The organism is uncultured Proteiniphilum sp., assembly GCF_937873925.1.
In the GTDB taxonomy this organism is placed as follows: domain Bacteria; phylum Bacteroidota; class Bacteroidia; order Bacteroidales; family Dysgonomonadaceae; genus Proteiniphilum.
The window spans coordinates 1-21,184 of sequence record NZ_CALNAT010000159.1 but is presented as its reverse complement, the minus strand read 5'-3'; the positions used below and the strand labels follow the sequence as shown (position 1 = coordinate 21,184).

Sequence of the window (21,184 nt, the reverse complement as noted above, 5' to 3'; positions counted from 1 at the left end):
ACACTACGTAACTCTTGCCTAAGTTGGCCATGTCGGCGGCAATTTCAATAGCTCTCTCGATTCCGCCCAGTTCATCCACCAGTCCGATCTCTTTGGCCTGGTTCCCTGTCCATACCCGGCCTTCGGCATAGAGCTCCATCGAGTCTTTCGGCATGTCGCGTCCTTCCGCGCAGCGGGTGAGGAAGAGGTCGTACCCCCTCTCGATCATGGTCTGGAGCAGTTGGCTCTCCCTGTCGTTGAAGGGGCGTGTAATATTGCCGAAGTCGGAAAACTCGTTGGTTTTCACCTCATCGGTAGAAATGCCGAGTTTTTTGGCAGTCCCCTCAAAACTGGGGATAGCACCGAAAATACCGATCGACCCGGTCAGAGTGGTGGGTTGGGCCACTATCTTATCGGCGTTGCAGGCGATATAATAACCGCCGGAAGCCGCCAGATCGCCCATGGAAACCACGACCGGCTTTTCCGCTTTCAGGTCGGTGATGGCTTTCCATATCTGTTCGGAAGCATAGGCGCTGCCACCCCCCGAGTTGATGCGGAACACCACCGCTTTTATCTCTTTATCTTTTCTCAGTTTCTCAATCTGGTCCACCATATACTTATCCTGAATATTGGATGAGCCGGAACCCGAAGCGATATTCCCGTAGGCATATAAGATGGCGATAGTATTGTCGGTTTTCCTCACGGTTTTTGTGGTGACCGATTTCATATTGGAGACTGTCGCTGACGGGATCTTTGCATCTTTATCGATGTCGAGCAGGTTCCTCAGGTAATCCTTCATCTCCGTTTCGTAAAGGAGGGTATCTACCAGATTGGACGAAAGCAGGAAGTCGGTCGATTGGACGGACGGCAGGCTATTGGCCAGTGAATCGATATCGGCCGGCGTGAGCGAGCGGGCTTCGGCAAGATCATCCCTGAGGAAGCTCCAGGCATCGTTCAGGAAAGAAGAGACCTGTTCCCTGTTTTCCTCACTCATCTCGTTCCGGGTAAACGGTTCCACTGCAGACTTATAGGTTCCTACCTTGAATATCTGCATTTCGATCCCCAGCTTGTCGAGGGCATCTTTATAAAAAACCGGTATGGAGGCCAGCCCGTGGAGATCGAGCATCCCCTGCGGATTGACGGCCACTTTGTCGGCCACGGAAGCCAGGTAATAGCCTCCCTGCGTATAGGTGTCGGCATAGGAAACGATGAATTTTCCGCTCTCTTTGAAACTTTCCAGTTCATGGCGGATCTCTGCCAATGTGGCTATGGATGCCGAGAACATACGGGAATCCAGATATATTCCTTTTATTTTATCGTTGTTCTTTGCTTTCCTGATGGCGCTCACAATATCATTCAACCCTATAGGTGAAGGACGGTCGGAACCGATCAGGGAAGTGAACGGATCCTCTTCGGGTGTGCGTTCGGTGATGGGGCCGTTCAGGCGGAGATTCAATACCGTATTATCCTGAAGAATGAACTTTTCGGTAGTCGACATGGATCCGACAAAAGATCCCATCGCGCCGAAAATAAAGATCATTGCAATGATTGAAAAGAGAATGTACGCAATGATAAAACCCAAAGCAGACGCAAGCATGATTTTCAAAAAATCCTTCATAGAGTAATTATTAATTGATTAAGTAGACAAAAATAGGGAAAAAAGAGTTATACCGCAATTTAAATTTACATATTCTTAATTAATTTCATTTGCCGGTTCTTTCTGTTGATAGTAATTTTGGTGCAGGCAAATTTTTGCCTGATGATGACCATGGTTATTTATTTCTTAAAAAAGCGTAAATAGAGATAAAAGCTTATGGTTTCATGCAGCGTTTTTTCTTGTTTTTCATCTAATAAAATGAACTGCGGTTAAGAATGGATGATTCGCAACTTGTCATAGCATGTAAGAAACAGGACCGTAATGCCCAGAAGATATTATATGAGCGGTATGCTCCTGTAATGATGGCGGTGTGTTTGCGTTACAGCGGGGAAGAAGAGACAGCCCGCGACTTGTTGCATGACGGATTCATCCGTGCTTTCACGCAGATTGGCTCGTTTTCGGGCAAGGGTTCTTTTGAAGGTTGGCTTAGACGGATTTTCGTGAATCTGGCATTGGAGAATTACAGGAAAGAGAAGCAGAAGTACCGGTTTATGGAAGAATACAGCTATATCAATGCCGATGAATCGGAAACCCCGGCGGATAATTTACTCGATATTGAAAATATTCCCAGGGAAGAGGTATTCGGCATGATAAGGGATTTACCGCCCGGATACAGGACAGTATTCAATATGTATATTTTCGAAGAGATGTCGCACAAGGAAATTGCCGAAGTACTGGGTATTAATGAAGCAGCGTCGCGTTCGCAATTTTTCAGGGCAAAGAATATGCTACGGAAGAAAATTTCAGCCATCCTGCATAACAATCAAAGACAGATACAATGATGTCAGATAACGATATTAGAAAAGGATTTCAATCAAAACTCAGCGGTTTTGAGGCGCCTGTCCCGTCAGATGGCTGGCAGAGCGTGGAACGGTCGCTGAAGGCAGCTGCTGCTGCCCGGACGGCACTCCGCCGAAGGTGGTATGCCGGATCGGTAGCTGCCGTGCTGGTATTGCTTATCGGCAGCATACTGTTTATCCGGAATCCTATGGAACAGACGGAGAGGATGGTTTCCGAATCGACTACGACCACACCTTTCACCGGCAGTACGCCGGATACCGGTACAGAGAGGACAACAGCACCGGAATCCGTACCCGAATCGGTTGTTCAGCCTGCAGGAGCCGAACGGTTGTTGGCTGCAAGTGCCTCCGGAAAAGCAAGAGCCGGAAAAGAACCGGTTGTTCGCCCTTCTACTCCCGCGAGAATGATGGTGGCGTGGATGAAGCGTGAGAAATTACAGATGGAGGGTACGAAAAGAAGGATGATGGATACCGGCGCACTTCGCCTATTGGCCAAATCTGTGGAAAAGGATGCGGAACAAAGTGAGAAAGAGTTGCGGGCGGAGGAGACTATTATGGTTGGAGGAGATGAGGAAATTCTTTTTGCCGGACGAGCTGGTGAAAGAGGCGAGAAAAATCTCCTGCTTGCCGTCAATGGGAGAGGGGGGCTGACCGGCTATCAGCAAACGGTGAATTCGCCTATGACCCTGCGGAGCGTTATGGCAGTTCCCGATAACAAGTATATGTCGGAGGCCAATAAATTGCAAGTCCAGGCCAATAATACGGCGGACAATATTTCGGAAATGGAGCATGACCAACCGGTGTCGTTCGGCATCACGGTCTCTAAATACCTGTTCGATGACCTTTCCGTTGAAACCGGCCTCGTTTACTCCTATCTTAACTCCAAGACAAGGAACACTAATAACAACTTCAGGGTAGAGGAGGTACAAAAGCTCCATTATCTGGGTATCCCGTTGAATGTGAACTACAATCTCTTCTCTCTGGAACGACTGAATGTGTATGCTTCCGTAGGGGGAATGGTGGAGAAAGATGTATATGGTGAATTCCGGAAAGTGAGGGAAGGACAAACAGTGAATTTAAACAACGCATCAGAGGAATCGGAAGAGAAGGAGATTGAAAAGATCTCCCAGCGGAATCCCCAGATCTCGGTCAATGCCGGCGTGGGGCTTTCCTATCCCCTCTATGACAAGCTGAGGGTATATGGGAAAATCGGAGGAGCTTATTATTTTGATGCAAAAAACGAATATAAAACCATCTACTCCGACAGGAAGATCGTGATGGATCTGAATGTGGGATTGAGATATGAATTTTAATATTAACATAAAATAGAAAGTAGAGATGAAAAAAGTAATTTTATTTTTGAGTGTTATCGGAACAGCTTTTCTGATGACATCTTGTCTGGGAGATAACGAGACCTCCTATTCGGGAACACCCCTGTCGTATATCGCAAGTACGGAATTGGGTGTAATTTATGCCCGCACAATAGAAGGATTACCCATAACTTCCACACAAATTAAAACACAAGATCCGGGAAGCTTTGTATTTATTGCTTACTCTTGGAAAGAGAGTGAGAATACAATTACAGAGGATGGCATATACAACGCTACAGTAAGCGACATTTCAGATCCTATCGAACAAACGCTCCTTATATCCGCTGATGCGCCCGATCAAGAACCGGAACTTCCGTTAGCGTCATTCCAACAGGCTTTATACGGCGGTGCCTATTTCGGTTACCATTGGATCTGCGAATATGGTTATGAAAAGGGGGACGGCAATAAAAAAGAATTAAGATTTTATCATAATATTTCTGAAGGATCTGAAAATGAAATTATTATCGATGTCCGTCTGGTGAATTCCGTGGGAACGGTCGAAAAAGATCAAAGCGATATTCTGGTAGCGGTAGATCTTAAACAGATCCATAATCAGTATGTGGCAAGCATCCCCTCTTCGGGCTCTTCAAAAAACCTGCAGGTATATTTCCGCTACTATCGTAAAAAAACCGATGGTACCCTTGAGCTTTATAAAACACCGCCGTATGTAATGACGATCATTAAGGAATAAGATCCCTGTTCCGGAATATTTTATCGAGGCTGTTTCAAAGGTTCTTCGTTTTCTCTATGGAAGATAGTTTTTGAAACAGCCTCAATCTTTCTGCCCTTTTTCGTTATTAACAAGAAATACGTACCTTTGCAGTTCAAAATCAAAAAGGAATGTGGAGGGATATTTTTATCACCATTGCACAGCTCATCGTTGCGTCTCCCGGCGCGTGGAAAGATCTCGAAAAGGAAAAGAGGACGCAGCATGAGTTTCTCTCCCGTTTTCTCCATCCCATCTTCGGGATTATTGCCTTTACCTCTTTCGTGGGTGGTTTGTGGTTCGTACGGGACGGGAATGTGGAGAATGCGCTGAAGGGCAGTATTGTCAATGTCGTGGGAATCTACGGAGGATATTTTATTGCCTCTTATATCCTGAACGAGGCTGCCCCCCGCTTAGGGTTAAATAAGGACTTACCCCGTTTCCAGCAATTTACGGGATATGCTTCGGTGGTGCTCTACGCCTTGTTTATCATCACCCCCTTTGTGTCCGAACTCTTTATTCTCTGGATATTGGCGCTTTACACCATTTATCTGGTGAATAGCGGAACCCTTTATTTTATGAAAGTGCCGTCGGCAAGAGTCGCTGACTTTACCGCAGTGGCATCTGCCATTATCATTCTGGCGCCGGTCCTTGTCCGCGCCCTTTTCTCCTATCTGATCAAATGATGAAGCAAGCAGCGATCAATATAAAGAACAAGCGCGCCACCTTCGATTACGAACTGGTGGAGACCTTTACGGCAGGTATTGTGCTTACCGGCACGGAGATCAAGTCGATCCGGCTGGGAAAGGCCAGCCTGGTGGATACCTATTGTTTCTTCGAACGGGGCGAATTGTGGGTACGCAATATGCATATTGCCGAATATTTCTACGGTACCTACAATAATCACAGCGCCCGGCGCGACCGTAAACTGCTCCTCAGCAAAAACGAACTGCGCAAACTTTCCCGTCTTACCAAAGAAACCGGCTTTACTATTATTCCTATCCGGCTGTTCATCAATGAAAAAGGATTGGCCAAAGTGGTGATCGCGGTGGCCAAAGGAAAGAAGCAGTATGATAAGCGACAGTCATTGAGAGAGAAAGAGGATAAACGTTCAATGGACCGGATGTTTAAGAAATAATGCAGTTTCGCCAAGATATACTTTTTCCCGCGTTCAGGAAATCGAGCCGTACCACGTTATGGCTGCTTAAGATCATTTTGCCGGTATCCTTGATCGTGAGATTGCTGGATTACTACGGCATACTTACTTTTATGGCCGGCCTGCTCGATCCCGTTTTTGTCTATATGGGATTGCCCGGCAGTACCGCTATTGTTTTTATTACCAGCATTTTTCTGCCACTCTATGCGCCGCTGGCCATCATCACTTCCATGTCCATTACCCTGAGGGAGCTTACCATCCTGGCGCTGATGTGCCAGATATCACATAATCTCCCTGTGGAAAGCGCTATTCAGGCAAAGACGGGAACACCGTTCTGGACGGTGACTGCGTTACGGGTCGGGATGAGCATTGTGGTAGGCCTGGGATTGAACCTGGTCCTGCCGCAGGATATGGGAAATCCTGTTTTTGTCCGGGCCGACGTAGCCGGGATGGCTTCATTGGGCGACCTGTTGCTGCTTTGGCTGAGAAGCTCATTCCAGGTAACCCTTCTCATCACCGTGATTGTGTTCTCTCTGAACCTGCTCTATCATCTGCTCGACGCTTACAGGATAATACCCAAAATGAGCAAAGGCATTGAGCCGGTACTCAGCTTTTTCGGCCTGCCTGTAAGCACCGGATTCCTCTGGCTTATCGGCTATATCGTGGGGCTGGCATACGGGGGCGCACTGATGATGGATCAGATGAAGGAGGGAAAAGTGAACAGAACCGACGCCAATTTGTTGAACTACCACCTTGCCATGTCTCACTCCGTATTGGAAGATAATCTGCTCTTCGTGGCCCTCGGCGTATCCGTCTGGTGGATATTAGGGGTAAGGTTCCTGATAGCGTGGATAGTGGTATGGATGAGGCGATTTGTTTTGAAACTAAGGTTCGGCGGCACAAAGCTGAAAATGGAAAATATTTGAAAATGGATCCGAACGATCCATTTTGAACCAATTGAAACAAAATATGACCAAAGTGAAAATAGAGGATATTCTGCCCGCTCGCATCCTGATCTTGGATGGTGCGATGGGGACAATGATACAGCGCTACCGGCTCACCGAAGCTGACTTTCGGGGTGAGCGGTTCAAAGATTCCGATACGTTGCTGAAAGGCAACAACGATCTGCTTTCGCTCACCCGTCCCGATGTGATCGGGGAGATCCACAGGGAATACCTGACTGCCGGCGCCGATATCATCGAGACCAATACATTCAATTCCACGTCGATCTCGATGCAGGATTACCGTATGAGTCATCTGGCGGCCGAGATCAACCTGGCGGCAGCCCGGCTGGCACGTGAAGCTGCCGATGAGTTTACGCTGAAAACACCTGGAAAACCCCGGTTTGTGGCAGGTTCCATCGGACCCACCAACAAAACGGCATCGATGAGCCCCCGGGTGGAGAACCCTATGTTCCGCTCAGCGGTCTTCGACGATTTCAGGGCAGCGTATAAAGAGCAGATCAATGCGCTGGTAGAGGGGGGGGTAGACCTGCTCCTGATAGAGACCATCTTCGATACGCTCAACGCGAAAGCTGCTATTTTCGCGGCGGAAGAGGTAGCGGCAGAAACCGGTATAAAAACCCCTGTTGTCCTCTCCGTCACCATTTCCGACAGAGCTGGGCGAACTCTTTCAGGGCAGACGCTGGGTGCTTTCGTCGCCTCTGTCAGCCATGCCGAACCCCTGGCCATCGGCCTGAACTGCTCGCTGGGGGCTGCCGAACTGAAGCCTTATGTAAAAGAACTGGGACGGATCGCGCCTTTCTATATCAGCACTTATCCCAATGCCGGATTGCCCAACCAGTTGGGAGAATATGACGAGACGCCGGAAAAGATGGCGGCCCAGATCAAAGAGTTTGTGGACGAAGGGTTGGTGAATATCATCGGCGGGTGTTGCGGCACTACGCCTGCGCATATCGCCGAGTATGCACGCCTGGTGGAGACCGGCATTCCCCATCAAAAGGCAGTTCCGCCGGAATATTTACGGCTCTCGGGGTTGGAGATGCTGGAGGTGTCGCCCCAGATCAATTTTTTGAATATCGGGGAGCGGTGCAATGTGGCCGGCTCGAGGAAGTTCCTGCGGCTGATCCAGCAAAAAAAATATGAAGAGGCGCTCGATATCGCCCGTAAACAAGTGGAAGATGGGGCGCAGGTGATCGATATCAATATGGATGAGGGGCTCCTTGACGGTGCGGAGGAGATGACCAATTTCCTCAACCTGCTGGCATCCGATCCGGATGTGTCGCGTGTGCCCATCATGATCGACTCCTCGAAATGGGAGGTATTGGAAGCGGGTCTGAAATGCGTGCAGGGTAAACCTATAGTCAACTCCATCTCATTGAAGAACGGGGAGGCGGAATTCCTGCATCACGCGCGACTGGCGCAGAGTTATGGTGCGGCAGTGGTAGTGATGGCTTTCGATGAAGCGGGACAGGCTGATACGTTTGAACGCCGTACCGCGATCTGCGGTCGTGCCTACAGGCTGCTCACCGATAACGGTTTTGATCCGAAAGATATTATTTTCGACCCCAACGTGCTGGCCATCGCTACAGGTATCGATGAGCATAAGAATTACGCGGTGGATTTCATCAAAACCATACGATGGATCAAGGAGAACCTGCCGCACGCCAAAGTGAGCGGTGGGGTGAGCAACCTTTCATTCTCATTCCGCGGTAACGAGTATGTGCGGGAGGTAATGCACTCCGTTTTTCTCTATCATGCTATTCGTGCGGGGATGGATATGGGGATCGTGAATCCGGCGCAATCGGTGATCTACGAAGATATTCCTTCCGACGTGAAAGAGCTGGCGGAGGATACGGTGCTGAACAGGCGCGACGACGCTACCGAGCGGATGATGGCCTATGCCGAGAAGATCAAAGACGAAAAGACGCCGGAGGCGGAAAAAGGTAAAATCGAAGAGTGGCGTACGTTTCCTCTCGAAGAACGGCTGAGCCACGCGCTGGTAAAAGGTATCGGGGATTACATGGAGGAGGATCTCGCCGAAGCGCTGCAAGCTTATCCGCGTGCAGTGGATATTATCGATAAGCCGCTGATGGACGGGATGAACCGGGTGGGCGACCTCTTCGGCGCAGGGAAGATGTTCCTTCCGCAGGTGGTGAAGGCGGCGCGCACCATGAAAAAGGCGGTGGCTATCCTGCAACCTACTATCGAAGCCGAAAAAACTGCCGGTGATGCACAGCGGAAAGCAGGAAAGATATTGCTCGCCACAGTAAAAGGCGATGTGCATGATATCGGCAAGAACATCGTTTCTATTGTATTGGCCTGCAATAATTATGAGATTATCGACCTCGGTGTGATGGTGCCCCCCGAGAAAATCATCGAGACGGTGGTCAGGGAACAGCCCGATATCGTAGGGTTAAGCGGATTGATCACCCCGTCGCTCGAGGAGATGTCCATTGTAGCCGCCGAGATGGAAAAAGCCGGCTTCAGCCTGCCGTTGCTGATCGGCGGAGCCACTACATCGAAGTTGCATACGGCATTGAAGATCGAACCGAAATACAGCCTGGGTCCCGTAGTCTATGTAAAAGACGCCTCACAGAGCCCGTCAGCGGTGGCCAACCTGATGAGCCCCGGGAACAGGAGCGACTATATCCAAAAAGTAAAGGATGAGTACATGCTGCTGCGGGAGAACAGCTCCCGGAAAGTGACGGAACTGGTTTCACTGGCGGAAGCGAGGAAAAACGCTTTCAGCATCGACTGGAACAGATATGAGGCAGTCGTTCCCCGACTATTGGGGCGTGTGAAACTGGAGCATATCGGGATGAAGGAGATCATTCCCTATATCGACTGGAAGTTCTTTTTCCATGCGTGGAATATGTCAGCAAAATTCCATACGGTCACCAAAACGGATCGCAGCAAAGAAGCCCGTGCCGCATGGCTTGCAGGATACCGGGAGGATGACCGTGAAAAAGGGCGGGAGGCAGAGAAACTGTATGACGATGCGGCAGATATGCTACAGAAGTTTACAGAAGAGAATGTTGAATATATCAAAGCGGTTTTCGGGATATATGAAGCATACAGTGAAAACGATACCATCTTCATCGACGGTACGCCCTTCCCCTTTCTGCGTCAGCAGAAAAAGAGCGATAAAAATGAGTACTTCTGCCTGAGTGATTTTATTGCACCCTGCCAGACGGGGAAGAAGGATTACGCAGGCGCTTTCGCCGTCACCGCCGGAGTGGGGGCGGACGAACAAATGCGTCGCTATGAGGCCGAGGGCGACGAGTACGCGGCCCTGCTGATGAAGTCGTTGCTCGACCGGCTGGCGGAGGCTGCCACCGAATGGCTGCATGCCAAAATACGCCGTGAATACTGGGGTTATGCCGCGGAAGAGAATATCTCGATTGGTGAGATGTTTGCCGTGAAGTATGAAGGGATACGTCCCGCGGTGGGATATCCTTCTATTCCGGATCAGACGGTGAATTTCCTGTTACATGATGTGCTCGCCACCCCGGAGATCGGTATCTCGCTCACCGAAAACGGTGTCATGTATCCCAATGCATCGGTCAGCGGCCTGCTTTTCGCCCATCCGCAGTCCAGGTATTTTGCTATCGGGGAGATATCGGAAGAACAGGTGACCGACTATGCTCAGCGTAAAAATGTGAAACCGGACGGGATCCGTAAGTTCCTGCTGGCCAATTTGGCGTAGTTGACAAAAAGGTTTTGTATCTTTGTACATATAACTCAGAGATATCATGCGAAGTTTCGGAAGCGACAACAATTCCGGCGTAGATCCGCGAATCATGCAGGCACTGAAGGATGCCAACAACGACCATACCATAGCTTACGGCGATGACCCATGGACCCGCGAGGCGGAGGAGGCTGTCCGTAGTCTCCTCGGAAATAAAGAGGCAGAGCCCTTTTTCCTCTTCAACGGGACAGGAGGTAATGTGGTTGCCTTACAGGCCTGTACGTTACCTTTTCATTCGATCCTCTGTGCCGCTACCGCCCATATCGCGGTGGATGAGTGCGGCGCCCCCGTGAAGATGACGGGTGCAGCCCTGAAAGAAATCGCTACACCCGACGGTAAGCTCACACCTGCCGTGGTGCGTCCTTACCTTCATGGCTTTGGCTTTGAACACCATTCCCAGCCCAAAGTGATCGCCATCTCGCAGACCACGGAACTGGGTACCGTTTATACCCCGCAGGAGATAAAAGCGCTCGCCGATCTGGCACACAGCCATAATATGGTTCTTTTTATGGATGGGACCCGCCTAGGCAATGCCTGCGCCTTTCTGAATGTTTCGCTGAAAGAGATGACCGTTGACTGTGGTGTGGATATTTTTACACTGGGAGGAACGAAGAACGGACTGATGTTCGGTGAAGTGCTCGTTCCGTTGCGTAAGGAACTGGCCGAAAACATTAAGTATTACCGGAAGCAGACCACCCAGTTGTATTCTAAAATGCGGTTTATTTCCGCGCAGTTCATTCCCTACCTGAATGAGAATATCTGGCTGGAGAATGCAAAAAGATCCAACCGCGCCGCACAAAAACTGTATGATGAGATAAGCGGGATCGAAGGAACAGAGATTACACAACCGGTGCAATCGAACGCCCTCTTTCTTATTCTCCCCCGGGAGATTACAGATAAGCTGCGTGAGCGTTACTTCTTTTATGATTGGGATGCAGCCCGTAATGAGGTGCGCCTCGTGTGTTCGTGGGATACTACTGATGAGGATATCCGGGATTTTACCGGTTATCTGAGGTCTTTGGTTTCCGGTTCTTGAGTTTTAGCTAAAAACTAAAACGAAAAATTTGAAATATTTGAATAGCAAATTCACCGATCAGGAGAGTAAAAAATCATCACATTAGTACATATCAGTAAATCCACATATCATCAATTTCTAATTTCTAACTTCTAAATTGCTAAATAAAAAAATATGTTCGATTTCTTAGACGTTTACCCCTGGCTGTTACCCTTTATCATTTTCTTTGGGCGTATTATCGATGTAACTTTGGGTACCCTGCGAATTATTTTCGTTTCCAAAGGAGCAAAAAATATTGCCCCTATCATCGGCTTTGTTGAAGTATTTATATGGATCGTGATCATCTCACAGATTCTTTCCCGTGCCAACGACATAGTCTCCTATTTGTCGTATGCCGCCGGTTATGCAACGGGGAACTATGTAGGTATCCTTCTGGAGAACCGGATCGCTTACGGTATCTTACTCTGCCGCATTTATACCCAGAAGAACGGAAAAGAACTGGTGCAGATACTCAATCAGGTGAATTTCGGCGCCACGATGACACACGGTATCGGTTCAACTAATGAGGTGGATATCATAGAGACCGTCGTCGACAGGAAAGAGATGAAAACATTGGCGGGTATGCTCACACAGTTCGACAGCAATATTTTCTATGTGGTGGAGGATGTACGCACCAAGAAGAACGGTATTTTTCCGAAACGAAAGACCATCCTGTCGCGTTGGAGAATAGGGAAATAGGCTTGTTACAGGTTATCCGGCTGCATCATTTTCGCCTCTTGCCAGATCACTTCCATCTCCTCCAGCGTCATATCTTTCAATGATCGTCCCTGTTCCTTTACCTTCTTCTCCATGTAATGAAAGCGGTAAATGAATTTTTGATTGGTGCGTTCCAGCGCATTATCGGGATTCACCTTATAGAGCCGGGCTGCATTGATGATGCTGAAGAGCATGTCACCGAACTCGGCTTCTATCTTGTCACTGTCCATTTTTTCAATTTCAGTTTCCAGTTCCCCGAGCTCCTCCTTCACCTTGTCCCATACATCATGGCGTTGGTTCCAGTCGAAGCCGGCATTGCGCGCTTTGTCCTGGATCCGGTAAGCCTTCACCATGGAGGGTAAGGAGGAGGGTACACCTTCCAGTACGGTTTGTTTCCTCCCTTTTTCTTTCAGCTTGATCTGCTCCCACGACTGTTCTACCATACCGGCCGAGTCGGCCTGTTGATCGCCGAAAACATGCGGATGGCGGAAAATTAATTTGTCGCATAAGGAGTTGCAGATGGTGGCCATGTCAAATGCCTGCTTCTCTTCCCCTATTTTAGCGTAGAATACCACATGCAGCAGCAGGTCGCCCAGTTCTTTTTTGATTTCGGTATTGTCGTTGTTGAGGATGGCTTCCGCCAGTTCATAGGTCTCCTCGATGGTGTTCGCCCGAAGGCTCTCGTTGGTCTGTATCCTGTCCCAGGGACATTTTTCACGCAGCTCATCCATGATGTCGAGCAACCGCCCGAATGCCTCCAGTTTCTGTTCTTTTGTGTTCATATATCGAAAAGCAGAGACGGTGTTTCGAACCGTCTCTGTAATGTTGTTGGTTCATTAAAATTAGACTGTTTGAATTTATTCTACTATTTCTTGCTGTGGCATAGTCCCAATAAATTTGACTTCGTCTTCTTCCTTCGCACCTCACCACCATCCAAACAAGTTTGTTTTGTTGGTTTCGGTTTGTCGTCAGTTACTCTGCTCCCACTTAACGAAATAGTTGTTTGTTATTTGAGATTTTTTAGTCCTGTCTGCAGAAATTCCACATAATTCTCCACGCTCTCGTCATAAGCATGTGAGGGGGAAAGCGGTTTACCTTCATGATCAAGCACCACGTAAAAAGGTTGTGACTGAGTGCCGAATTTATGCCGCTGCAGATAACTCCATTTATCGCCTACGGTCCGCAGCCTGGATGTTCTTCCGCTTTCGTCGACCTCAATTGTCTCCGGCAGCCGTGTGCGTTCGTCTACCATGAGTACGATAAATACAAACTCGTCTTCAATCAACTCTCTTACACGTTCGTCAGCCAGTACGGCGGCATCCATCTTATGACAGTTCACACAACCATGACCGCCGAACTCCAGCAGCACCGGCTTACCTGTCTGCGCAGCGTATGCCATTCCGGTTTCATAATCATTGAAAACCTGGGTTATCGGGTTGTCCGCCAGTTTAAAATCCTGTGTGGACAATGGCGGGACAATAGAGCTGATCGGTTTCAGCGGTGCTCCCCACATGCCCGGGACTAGGTAGACGGTAAAAGCAAACGACAGCACCGCCAGGAAAAGCCTGGCAAGAGGTACATGGGGCAGGTCGCTATCGCCGCGCAGTTTGATCTTTCCCAACAGGTAGAATCCCAGCAGAGCGAATATCACGATCCATAAGGCAAGGAATATGTCGCGGTTCAGAATACCCCATCCGCCGGAGAGGTCTGCTACCGATAAAAATTTCAGGGATACGGCCAGTACAATGAATCCGAGCACCACTTTCACCGAGTTGAGCCAGCTTCCCGATTTGGGCAATGTTTTTAGCCAGGATGGGAAGACGGCAAAGAGGGTAAACGGAATGGCCAGGGCGAAAGCAAATCCGAACATGCCAATGGCCGGCGCCAGGAAATTGCCTTGTGTGGCGGCGTCTACCAGCAGCCATCCGATTATCGGGCCTGTACAGGAGAAGGAGACTAGAGCCAGGGTGAATGCCATGAAAAACAGGCTGATGATCCCTGTGGTGGTGTCTACCTTGCTGTCCATCTTATTGGTCCAGGAGGCCGGAAGCACCATCTCGAAAGCTCCCATGAAAGAGAAGGCAAAGGTGATGAGCAAGGCGAAGAAGATAAGATTGAATACCGGGCTTGTAGCGATATTGTTCAGTGCGGCAGCACCGAAAATAGCGGTGATGATCAGTCCCAGTGTAACATAGATGACGATGATAGAGAGGCCGTATACCGTGGCGTCCTGTATGGCCTTTTTACGGCTCTTTTTGTTCCGGTTCAGGAAGAAACTGACCGTAATGGGAATCATTGGCCAGACACAGGGGGTGATGAGTGCGGCAAATCCCCACAAAAATCCTTTCAGGAAGATACTCCACAGGGAAGCATCGGCATGGTCGTCCGACCCGAGCGCGTTCAATTCTTCGATGATCGGCGACCAGAGGAGTTCACTGTCGACATTTTTTATAGGGGCAGGGGTGTCGGGAGTTACCGTTTCTTCGGCCGTATCGCCGGGAACTTGTATTTCCGCCGGCGTGAGGGATAAGGCATTCTCTTTTGTGGAAGCCTCCCCGGCTACTGTTACCGTGGCAGGCAGAGCGGATGTGCCGAAGGAGAAGTCTACCGGCAGCGGTGGTGTACATGTCTGGTCGTTGCATGCCTGTGCACGCACATTCCCTTCTACCGAAAAGTTTCCTTTGTCGGTTACTCTCAATCGTTGGGCAAAGGTGACGGAGTTGGTAAAGATGCCGATCTTCATGGCGAAGATCTCATCATATTTTACAGTCGCTTTTTTATCGACCGATTGGAATTCCCCAACTGCTTCCGCACCCGTTGTTTTTTCGAACTCGATCATGGTGGGGGTAGGGCCGCCATCCGGGATCTTTGTGTCGTACATATACCATCCTTGTTGGACAGAGGCTTTGGCGATGATGTTAACCTCTCCGTTGCCGGCATCTTCCAGGGAAAAATTCCAGGTGACTATATCCTGAGCGGTGGTAAAGGCCGTGAAGAGAAAAAGAAAACCAAAGAGAGTGGTTACTACCCGTTTCATATGATTAATTGATTTTTTCGTATTTAAATCGACAAAGTTAGTAAACCGCCCTTAATATACTAAGTTAATATCGGTTATAAAGAGTTTTGTCGCGTTAAATATATTTGAGGGTTTGAGTTTACTATGGCTGTATTTCAACCTCCTGTACAATTTCCACCATAAAATGGTAGAGGTCGGCGATTTGTGTGAAATCCTCTATCAATTGAAGCGCAATGGCCCCGCTAAACAACCGTTCGTCCGTCAGCGGCAGGGTTTTGACCACATATACGTTTTTACGTTGCATCCACGGCTGGTAGAATTCGGGAAGATCATTGGCCAGCGGACGTTTATAGGTTTCTCCGGCCACCTCGAACCCCGTATCCAATACTGTTTGTGTCATTTCCCTGAATGATCCGGGACTGTAGCCGATCTCCTCTCTCAGGTGATCTATCACTTTCCGTTTGGGCATGAAAAGCCCCATCCCATACATGAAATACTCGGCGCTGAATTCGGCAAAATATCCCGGGAAATTCTCCCAATGTGTGGTCATACGCTGAAAATTCAGCCACATGCTGGTTTTGTACGGGTCTTTGTTGGAAGAGAACCGGACGTCGCGGTAAATACGTGAAAGCATTTTTGCCGGTCTCAGGTCGAACATCGGATCGACATTGTACATGATCGGTGAAAGCATAACTGCCAGCGCACGAAATGGTTCCAGCAGCACCTCCTGGTAAACGGTCTTGCGCTCGTCGAACCATTGCTTGTAGTTATTTTCTTTCAGTTCCTGTAAAAACCGTACGGTTTCGGGCTTAAATCCCGTAAAGGATGGAATCTCTTTCATGAACGTAATCTTTTTTGTTTGTAAAATTAGCAAAATAAATCATTAAGGTGCATTTACCCAATGTTGAATTGAATTTGTCTGTATAAAAAAGAGGGTATATCACCCTGTGATTTACCCTCTATGATTCGGTGTCTTTAAGAATAGATCGAAAACGTTACTTTTACTCAATACCGGCTTTTTCGTAAGGTATACCCAACGCATCCGCCACCCCTCTTCCGTAGGCGGGATCGGCCTTGTAACAGTTGCCTATATGCCGGATTTTTATGATCTCGTCACTGCAACCCATGTTCCGTGCCGTATTTTCAAAGAGTCGTTGTTGTGCTTCGGGCGTCATCAGCCGGAACAGTTTTCCCGGCTGTTCGTAATAGTTGTCGTCATCTTCACGGAAATTCCACCGTTTGATGTCGCCGTCCGATTTTTGTACCGGTTCATTATATTCGGGCTGTTCCTGCCATACGTTGTAGCTGTTCGGCTCATAGTGCAGGGTAGCCCCCTGATTCCCGTCCACGCGCATTTGTCCGTCGCGGTGGAAGGGGTGATATGCTCCTCCGGTACCTTTCGGTTGATTGACCGGGATCTGATGGTGATTCACCCCCAGGCGGTAGCGTTGTGCGTCGCCGTAAGAGAAGAGGCGTCCCTGCAGCATCTTGTCGGGAGAGAAGCTGATACCCGGAACTATGCTGGCCGGGTTGAAAGCAGCCTGTTCCACATCCTGGAAATAGTTATCGGGATTACGGTTTAGTTCGAACTCTCCTACGGGGATAAGCGGGAACTCCCCTTTATACCATACTTTGGTGAGATCGAACGGGTTGTACGGCATGTTTTCAGCCTGTTCCTCGGTCATGATCTGGACATACATTTTCCATTTCGGGAAATTACCGTTGCCGATCGCTTCGAACAGATCCCGCTGATGACTTTCCCGGTCTTTTCCTACCAACATTTCAGCTTCGGCATCGCTCAAGTTCTCAATTCCCTGTTGCGTCACGAAATGAAATTTCACCCAGTGGCGCACGTTCCCGGCGTTGATAAAGCTGTACGTATGGCTTCCGAAACCGTGCATATGGCGATAGCTGCGTGGAATACCCCTGTCGCTCATGGTGATGGTTACCTGATGGAGCGCTTCGGGAAGATTCGACCAGAAATCCCAGTTGTTGTTGGGACTGCGCAGGTTGGTGTGCGGGTCGCGTTTTACCGCATGATTCAGATCGGGAAACTTCAGCGGATCGCGGAAAAAGAACACGGGAGTATTGTTGCCTACCAGGTCCCAGTTGCCTTCTTCGGTATAGAATTTTATCGCGAAACCGCGGATATCTCTTTCGGCGTCCGCTGCGCCGCGTTCACCCGCAACGGTGGAGAAGCGGACAAACATTTCCGTTTTTTTGCCGATCTCTGAAAAGATCTTCGCCCTGGTGTAGTTCGTGATGTCATGCGTTACGGTAAACGTGCCGAATGCGCCGGATCCTTTTGCATGCATACGCCTCTCGGGGATTACTTCCCGGTCGAAATGCGCCAGTTTTTCCAGAAACCAGACATCCTGAAGCATCATCGGCCCCCGGGGCCCTGCCGTCATTGAATCCTGATTGTTGCCGACCGGCGCTCCTCCAACGGTTGTCATTTTCCGTTGATCCACCTTGTCTTTTTGTTTTTTCAGTTCTTCTGCGTTCATAAATTAATTTTTTTAAGAATTACGATTCGTGGAAAATATTCTTTCAATTAGTCATTTTCAATTTTTAGCTTGGCGAAAATCTTCCAATTATTTGTAGTTTGATTGCTTTTATCTTAAAATTCGGGATGTTGTGCCTCATAAAGAAATCATCCAGCAATTGATCCAGGTCTTTGTTTTCATAATCCTCAATATGATCGTCGTCCGAACTGAACAGATGGTGATGATGGGTAAGGATAAAGTCGTAACGCGCCGCCTCGCTTTCGGTGCGGAACTTTGTGATCACGCCGTTCTTTACGAACGTATCGAGCGTTTTGTATACTGTGCCGGTAGCGATGTTGGGATTTTTTTGGCGTACCAGGTCAATGATCTGGTCAGCCGTAGGATGATCCCCTATTACATGAAAAGACTCCAATATACTGACTCTTTGCGGAGTGATCTTCAATCCTTTGCTTTTAAGCTTTTCCCGTATCGCATCTGCGTGGGCTTCCATCGTTTCTGCTATATAAATAGGAACTATTCTCTTTTAGAACAAATTCTCCTTTGAAAAGTTCACTGTTATCCCGTTAATTTTGCAGCGATATCACCCGGCAGATTCGCCTCCCTCATACCCTCTTGTCACAGTGCCGGTTGAGTGAGTTTTCAACACCTTGTTTATAACCTTTTCATAAAGAATAGGTCCGAAATTCCCACAGGAACAAATTACTCCCTACCTTTACAATCTTTTTAGCAAAAACTATCGAGATGGAGAGACAAAAACGAAAACCTGCGGTAAAAGTAGTTGAAAAAACGGTTACTGCGCCTGATATAGGCAAGTTACCCCCTCAGGCCAGGGAACTGGAGGAAGCAGTCCTGGGTGCGCTGATGCTCGAAAAGGATGCCTATTCCGTTGTCAGTGAAATCTTAAAGCCGGAGAGTTTTTACGATCCCTCTCACCAGTTGATCTATGATTCCATTCAGGGGCTTGCCATGCAACAGAAGCCGGTGGATGTGCTTACGGTGGTAGAGGAACTGAAGCGGCGGGGTGAATTGGATACCGCCGGAGGAGCGGTCTATATTGCCGAATTGTCGGAAAAAGTAGCCTCAGCCGCGCACATCGAATATCATGCCCGTATCATAGCGCAGAAATATATGGCGAGAGAGCTTATCTCTTTTTCTTCGGATGTGTCACAGCAGGCTTTTGATGAGACGGTGGATGTGGATGATCTTATGCAGGAGACCGAAGGTCGGCTGTTTGAAATTTCACAACGGAATGTGAAAAAAGATGTGATCCAGATCAACCCCGTCATCAAGGAGGCAATGCAAAATATTCAGCTGGCGGCTAACCGCAAAGACGGAATGAGCGGCTTGCCCACCGGTTTCAAGGAGTTGGATAAGCTGACTTCGGGATGGCAGAATTCTGATCTTGTTATTATTGCTGCACGGCCTGCCATGGGGAAGACCGCCTTTGTGTTGTCGATGGCGAAAAATATGGCGCTCGATTACGAACAACCTGTGGGAGTCTTCTCGCTAGAAATGTCGAATGTGCAGCTGGTAAACAGGTTAATTGTGAATGTATGCCAGATAAAGGGGGAGAGTATCAAGAGCGGCCGCCTTTCGGATGATGAGTGGGAGCGGCTCGACAAGAACCACAAATTTTTGTATAATGCGCCTATCTATATTGACGACACGCCCAGCCTGTCGGTATTTGAGTTGCGTACCAAAGCACGACGGCTGGTGCGCGAACATGGGGTGAGAGTGTTGATCATCGATTACCTTCAGCTGATGAATGCCAGCGGTATGAGCTTCGGCAGCCGTGAGCAGGAGGTGAGTATGATCTCCCGTTCGTTGAAGGGATTGGCCAAAGAGCTGAATATCCCCATCATTGCCCTGTCGCAGTTGAACCGTGGTGTGGAAACACGTCAGGGAGTTGAAGGCAAAAGGCCGCAACTGGCCGACCTTCGTGAATCGGGTGCGATTGAGCAGGATGCCGATATTGTTTGTTTTATTCATCGTCCCGAATATTACAGGATCACTGAAGATGAGCGGGGTAACTCGCTGGTAGGCATTGCCGAGATCATTGTGGCAAAGCATCGTAACGGGCCTACCGGTATTGCCAGTATGCGTTTTGATAATGAATACGCCCGTTTCCAGAATCTGGACGATTATGCTGTGGGTAGGAAATATGTGGAGCGCCCTTCCAGAATGAATGCGCATTCCAAACCGTCCGATTCGGCGGATTCCTCCCTCTCCTCATCCGGCTTTATATCCCAGGAAAAGGATCCGTTGCCGTTTTAACAATGGGGTGAAGATAAGTTCCCTGCGAAACCTAATTGTGTTTAAATTGTTATAATTACTGTAAAACTGTTTGTTACATATGATAACGACAAAGCATAAATCCAAATAATATTTCTATTTTTGTGCGTTAAAAGTTGTATAAGCGGCTCATGTAAATTGGAGTAAATATATATAATGGTCTTATTATGAGTAAAATACTTACGTTCGTTCTTTTTTTAAGCATATCAGTCCTTTCGCTTTTGGCGCAGGATGGGAGGTATGGAACTGTAGATGTGAACGGACAGACCTATTATGAATATACTGTTCGATCCGGAGAGGGGCTTTATGCCATTTCCCGCACATTCTCGGTTTCGGTGGCCGATATCCTGCGTCATAATCCGGGAGTGGAAAGAGGTTTGCAGAGCGGTCAGAAATTACTGATCCCGGTAACCGGGGAGAATAAGGGACGGACAGAATCCGTTTCGCCGCGTTCAAGCTCTTCCCGGTCCGCCCAGTCACCACCGGCAGATCAGAATACCGCTTTTCAACACACCGTGGTGATTGGAGAAACAGTTTACAGTATTGCCAAAATGTATCATACGACAGTGGATGAGGTGTTCCGCCTTAATCCGGGAGCCAAAGAGGGGATTACCGAAGGTCAGGTGCTTACCATCCCGCAACGTCGTGTCATCAGTGAAGAAAAGGAAGAAAACTACCGTTACCATACCATACTCCCTAAAGAGACCCTCTATTCCGTATCGAGAACCTATTCCCTGAAACCGGAAGACGTGGTAAGAGCAAATCCCGGGTTGTCAGTAGAGACTTTCCGGATAGGGAAGACCATTCGCATTCCCTTTTTCGAATCGTATGAGGTGATCTTGCCGTATGAAGAGCAAACCACCAATATTATTCATAAAGTAGAAAGAGGCGAAACCCTCTATAGTATCGCAAAACGGTATGATGTCGAGGTTCAGGAAATTGAGCGGGCGAACCCTATACTTGCGGGAGGGTTGAAGATGAATATGGAACTGATTATCCCGGTGAAAAAGAGTCTTTTGGAAGGAGATTCCAGATCGGATGCAAATGAAGCGAATCGGTTGCTTAGCCAGCCCCTCCCGTCGCAAAGGATCAATGTGATAAAAGTGGGATTGCTGCTGCCGTTCCTTGATGAGACCAGGGGGTCGCACCTGCGGCTTCAGGAGTATTATGAGGGATTTCTGTTGGCGGTAGAAAAAATGAAAAACGAGGGAGCCAACATA

General features: G+C 48.5%; 17 protein-coding genes. 11 read left to right on the top strand and 6 right to left on the bottom strand.

What is annotated here, in order from left to right:
* Nucleotides 1–1,597: signal peptide peptidase SppA (gene sppA / locus Q0502_RS11050; RefSeq protein WP_298650701.1), on the bottom strand; the 1,597-nt coding region annotated here is incomplete at its 3' end.
* A gap of 254 nt (nucleotides 1,598–1,851) precedes the next feature.
* Between sppA and Q0502_RS11045 the strand changes: the two genes are divergently transcribed.
* From Q0502_RS11045 to Q0502_RS11005, 9 genes are all read left to right on the top strand, one after another.
* Nucleotides 1,852–2,418 carry an RNA polymerase sigma factor gene (locus Q0502_RS11045; protein ID WP_298650699.1) on the top strand — a complete coding sequence of 189 codons (567 nt, stop codon included), beginning with the start codon at nucleotides 1,852–1,854 and terminating at the stop codon, nucleotides 2,416–2,418.
* The gene (locus Q0502_RS11040; RefSeq protein WP_298650697.1) at nucleotides 2,415–3,749 is read left to right on the top strand and encodes an outer membrane beta-barrel protein; all 1,335 of its coding nucleotides are present in this window, start codon (nucleotides 2,415–2,417) and stop codon (nucleotides 3,747–3,749) included. Before Q0502_RS11045 ends, Q0502_RS11040 begins: the two co-directional genes overlap by 4 nt.
* A gap of 25 nt (nucleotides 3,750–3,774) precedes the next feature.
* Nucleotides 3,775–4,497: a hypothetical protein gene (locus Q0502_RS11035; RefSeq protein ID WP_298650695.1), complete on the top strand. Its 723-nt coding sequence runs from the start codon at nucleotides 3,775–3,777 to the stop codon at nucleotides 4,495–4,497.
* Between the two features lie 149 nt (nucleotides 4,498–4,646).
* On the top strand, nucleotides 4,647–5,198 hold the full coding sequence (locus Q0502_RS11030; protein ID WP_298650693.1) for a YIP1 family protein: 552 nt from the start codon (nucleotides 4,647–4,649) through the stop codon (nucleotides 5,196–5,198).
* A complete protein-coding gene (smpB, locus tag Q0502_RS11025; RefSeq protein ID WP_298650705.1) occupies nucleotides 5,198–5,650 on the top strand; it encodes an SsrA-binding protein in 453 nt (150 codons plus the stop codon). The genes Q0502_RS11030 and smpB overlap by 1 nt, the downstream gene beginning before the upstream one ends.
* Nucleotides 5,650–6,594: a nucleoside recognition domain-containing protein gene (locus Q0502_RS11020; protein WP_298650692.1), complete on the top strand. Its 945-nt coding sequence runs from the start codon at nucleotides 5,650–5,652 to the stop codon at nucleotides 6,592–6,594. Before smpB ends, Q0502_RS11020 begins: the two co-directional genes overlap by 1 nt.
* 43 nt (nucleotides 6,595–6,637) lie before the next feature.
* Nucleotides 6,638–10,336, top strand: coding sequence for a methionine synthase (metH, locus tag Q0502_RS11015; protein WP_298650690.1), 3,699 nt, complete (start codon nucleotides 6,638–6,640; stop codon nucleotides 10,334–10,336).
* Nucleotides 10,337–10,382: 46 nt separating this feature from the next.
* A complete protein-coding gene (locus Q0502_RS11010; protein ID WP_298650688.1) occupies nucleotides 10,383–11,414 on the top strand; it encodes a beta-eliminating lyase-related protein in 1,032 nt (343 codons plus the stop codon).
* A gap of 153 nt (nucleotides 11,415–11,567) precedes the next feature.
* Complete coding sequence (locus tag Q0502_RS11005) at nucleotides 11,568–12,131, top strand: DUF5698 domain-containing protein (RefSeq protein ID WP_298650686.1); 564 nt, start codon at nucleotides 11,568–11,570, stop codon at nucleotides 12,129–12,131.
* 5 nt (nucleotides 12,132–12,136) lie between these two features.
* Here Q0502_RS11005 and mazG read toward each other — a convergent pair whose 3' ends face one another.
* The 5 genes from mazG to Q0502_RS10980 all read right to left on the bottom strand — a co-directional run bounded on the left by mazG (nucleotide 12,137) and on the right by Q0502_RS10980 (nucleotide 18,162).
* Nucleotides 12,137–12,931 carry a nucleoside triphosphate pyrophosphohydrolase gene (mazG, locus tag Q0502_RS11000; RefSeq protein WP_298650684.1) on the bottom strand — a complete coding sequence of 265 codons (795 nt, stop codon included), beginning with the start codon at nucleotides 12,929–12,931 and terminating at the stop codon, nucleotides 12,137–12,139.
* 224 nt (nucleotides 12,932–13,155) lie between these two features.
* Entirely contained in the window at nucleotides 13,156–15,186 is a 2,031-nt protein-coding gene (locus tag Q0502_RS10995; RefSeq protein WP_298650683.1) for a cytochrome c biogenesis protein CcdA, read from the bottom strand.
* Between the two features lie 121 nt (nucleotides 15,187–15,307).
* Nucleotides 15,308–16,006, bottom strand: a complete 699-nt coding sequence (locus Q0502_RS10990) for a DUF2461 domain-containing protein (RefSeq protein ID WP_298650681.1) — start codon at nucleotides 16,004–16,006, stop codon at nucleotides 15,308–15,310.
* Nucleotides 16,007–16,166: 160 nt separating this feature from the next.
* Nucleotides 16,167–17,636 (bottom strand): catalase, encoded by a 1,470-nt coding sequence (locus Q0502_RS10985; protein ID WP_298650703.1) that lies wholly within the window; start codon nucleotides 17,634–17,636, stop codon nucleotides 16,167–16,169.
* Nucleotides 17,637–17,736: 100 nt separating this feature from the next.
* Nucleotides 17,737–18,162 (bottom strand): transcriptional repressor, encoded by a 426-nt coding sequence (locus Q0502_RS10980; RefSeq protein ID WP_298650679.1) that lies wholly within the window; start codon nucleotides 18,160–18,162, stop codon nucleotides 17,737–17,739.
* Between the two features lie 251 nt (nucleotides 18,163–18,413).
* Between Q0502_RS10980 and dnaB the strand changes: the two genes are divergently transcribed.
* Nucleotides 18,414–19,946, top strand: coding sequence for a replicative DNA helicase (dnaB, locus tag Q0502_RS10975; protein WP_298650678.1), 1,533 nt, complete (start codon nucleotides 18,414–18,416; stop codon nucleotides 19,944–19,946).
* A 185-nt stretch (nucleotides 19,947–20,131) separates the two neighbouring features.
* Nucleotides 20,132–21,184 (top strand): LysM peptidoglycan-binding domain-containing protein (locus Q0502_RS10970; RefSeq protein ID WP_298650676.1); only part of this gene is annotated, 1,053 nt, incomplete at its 3' end.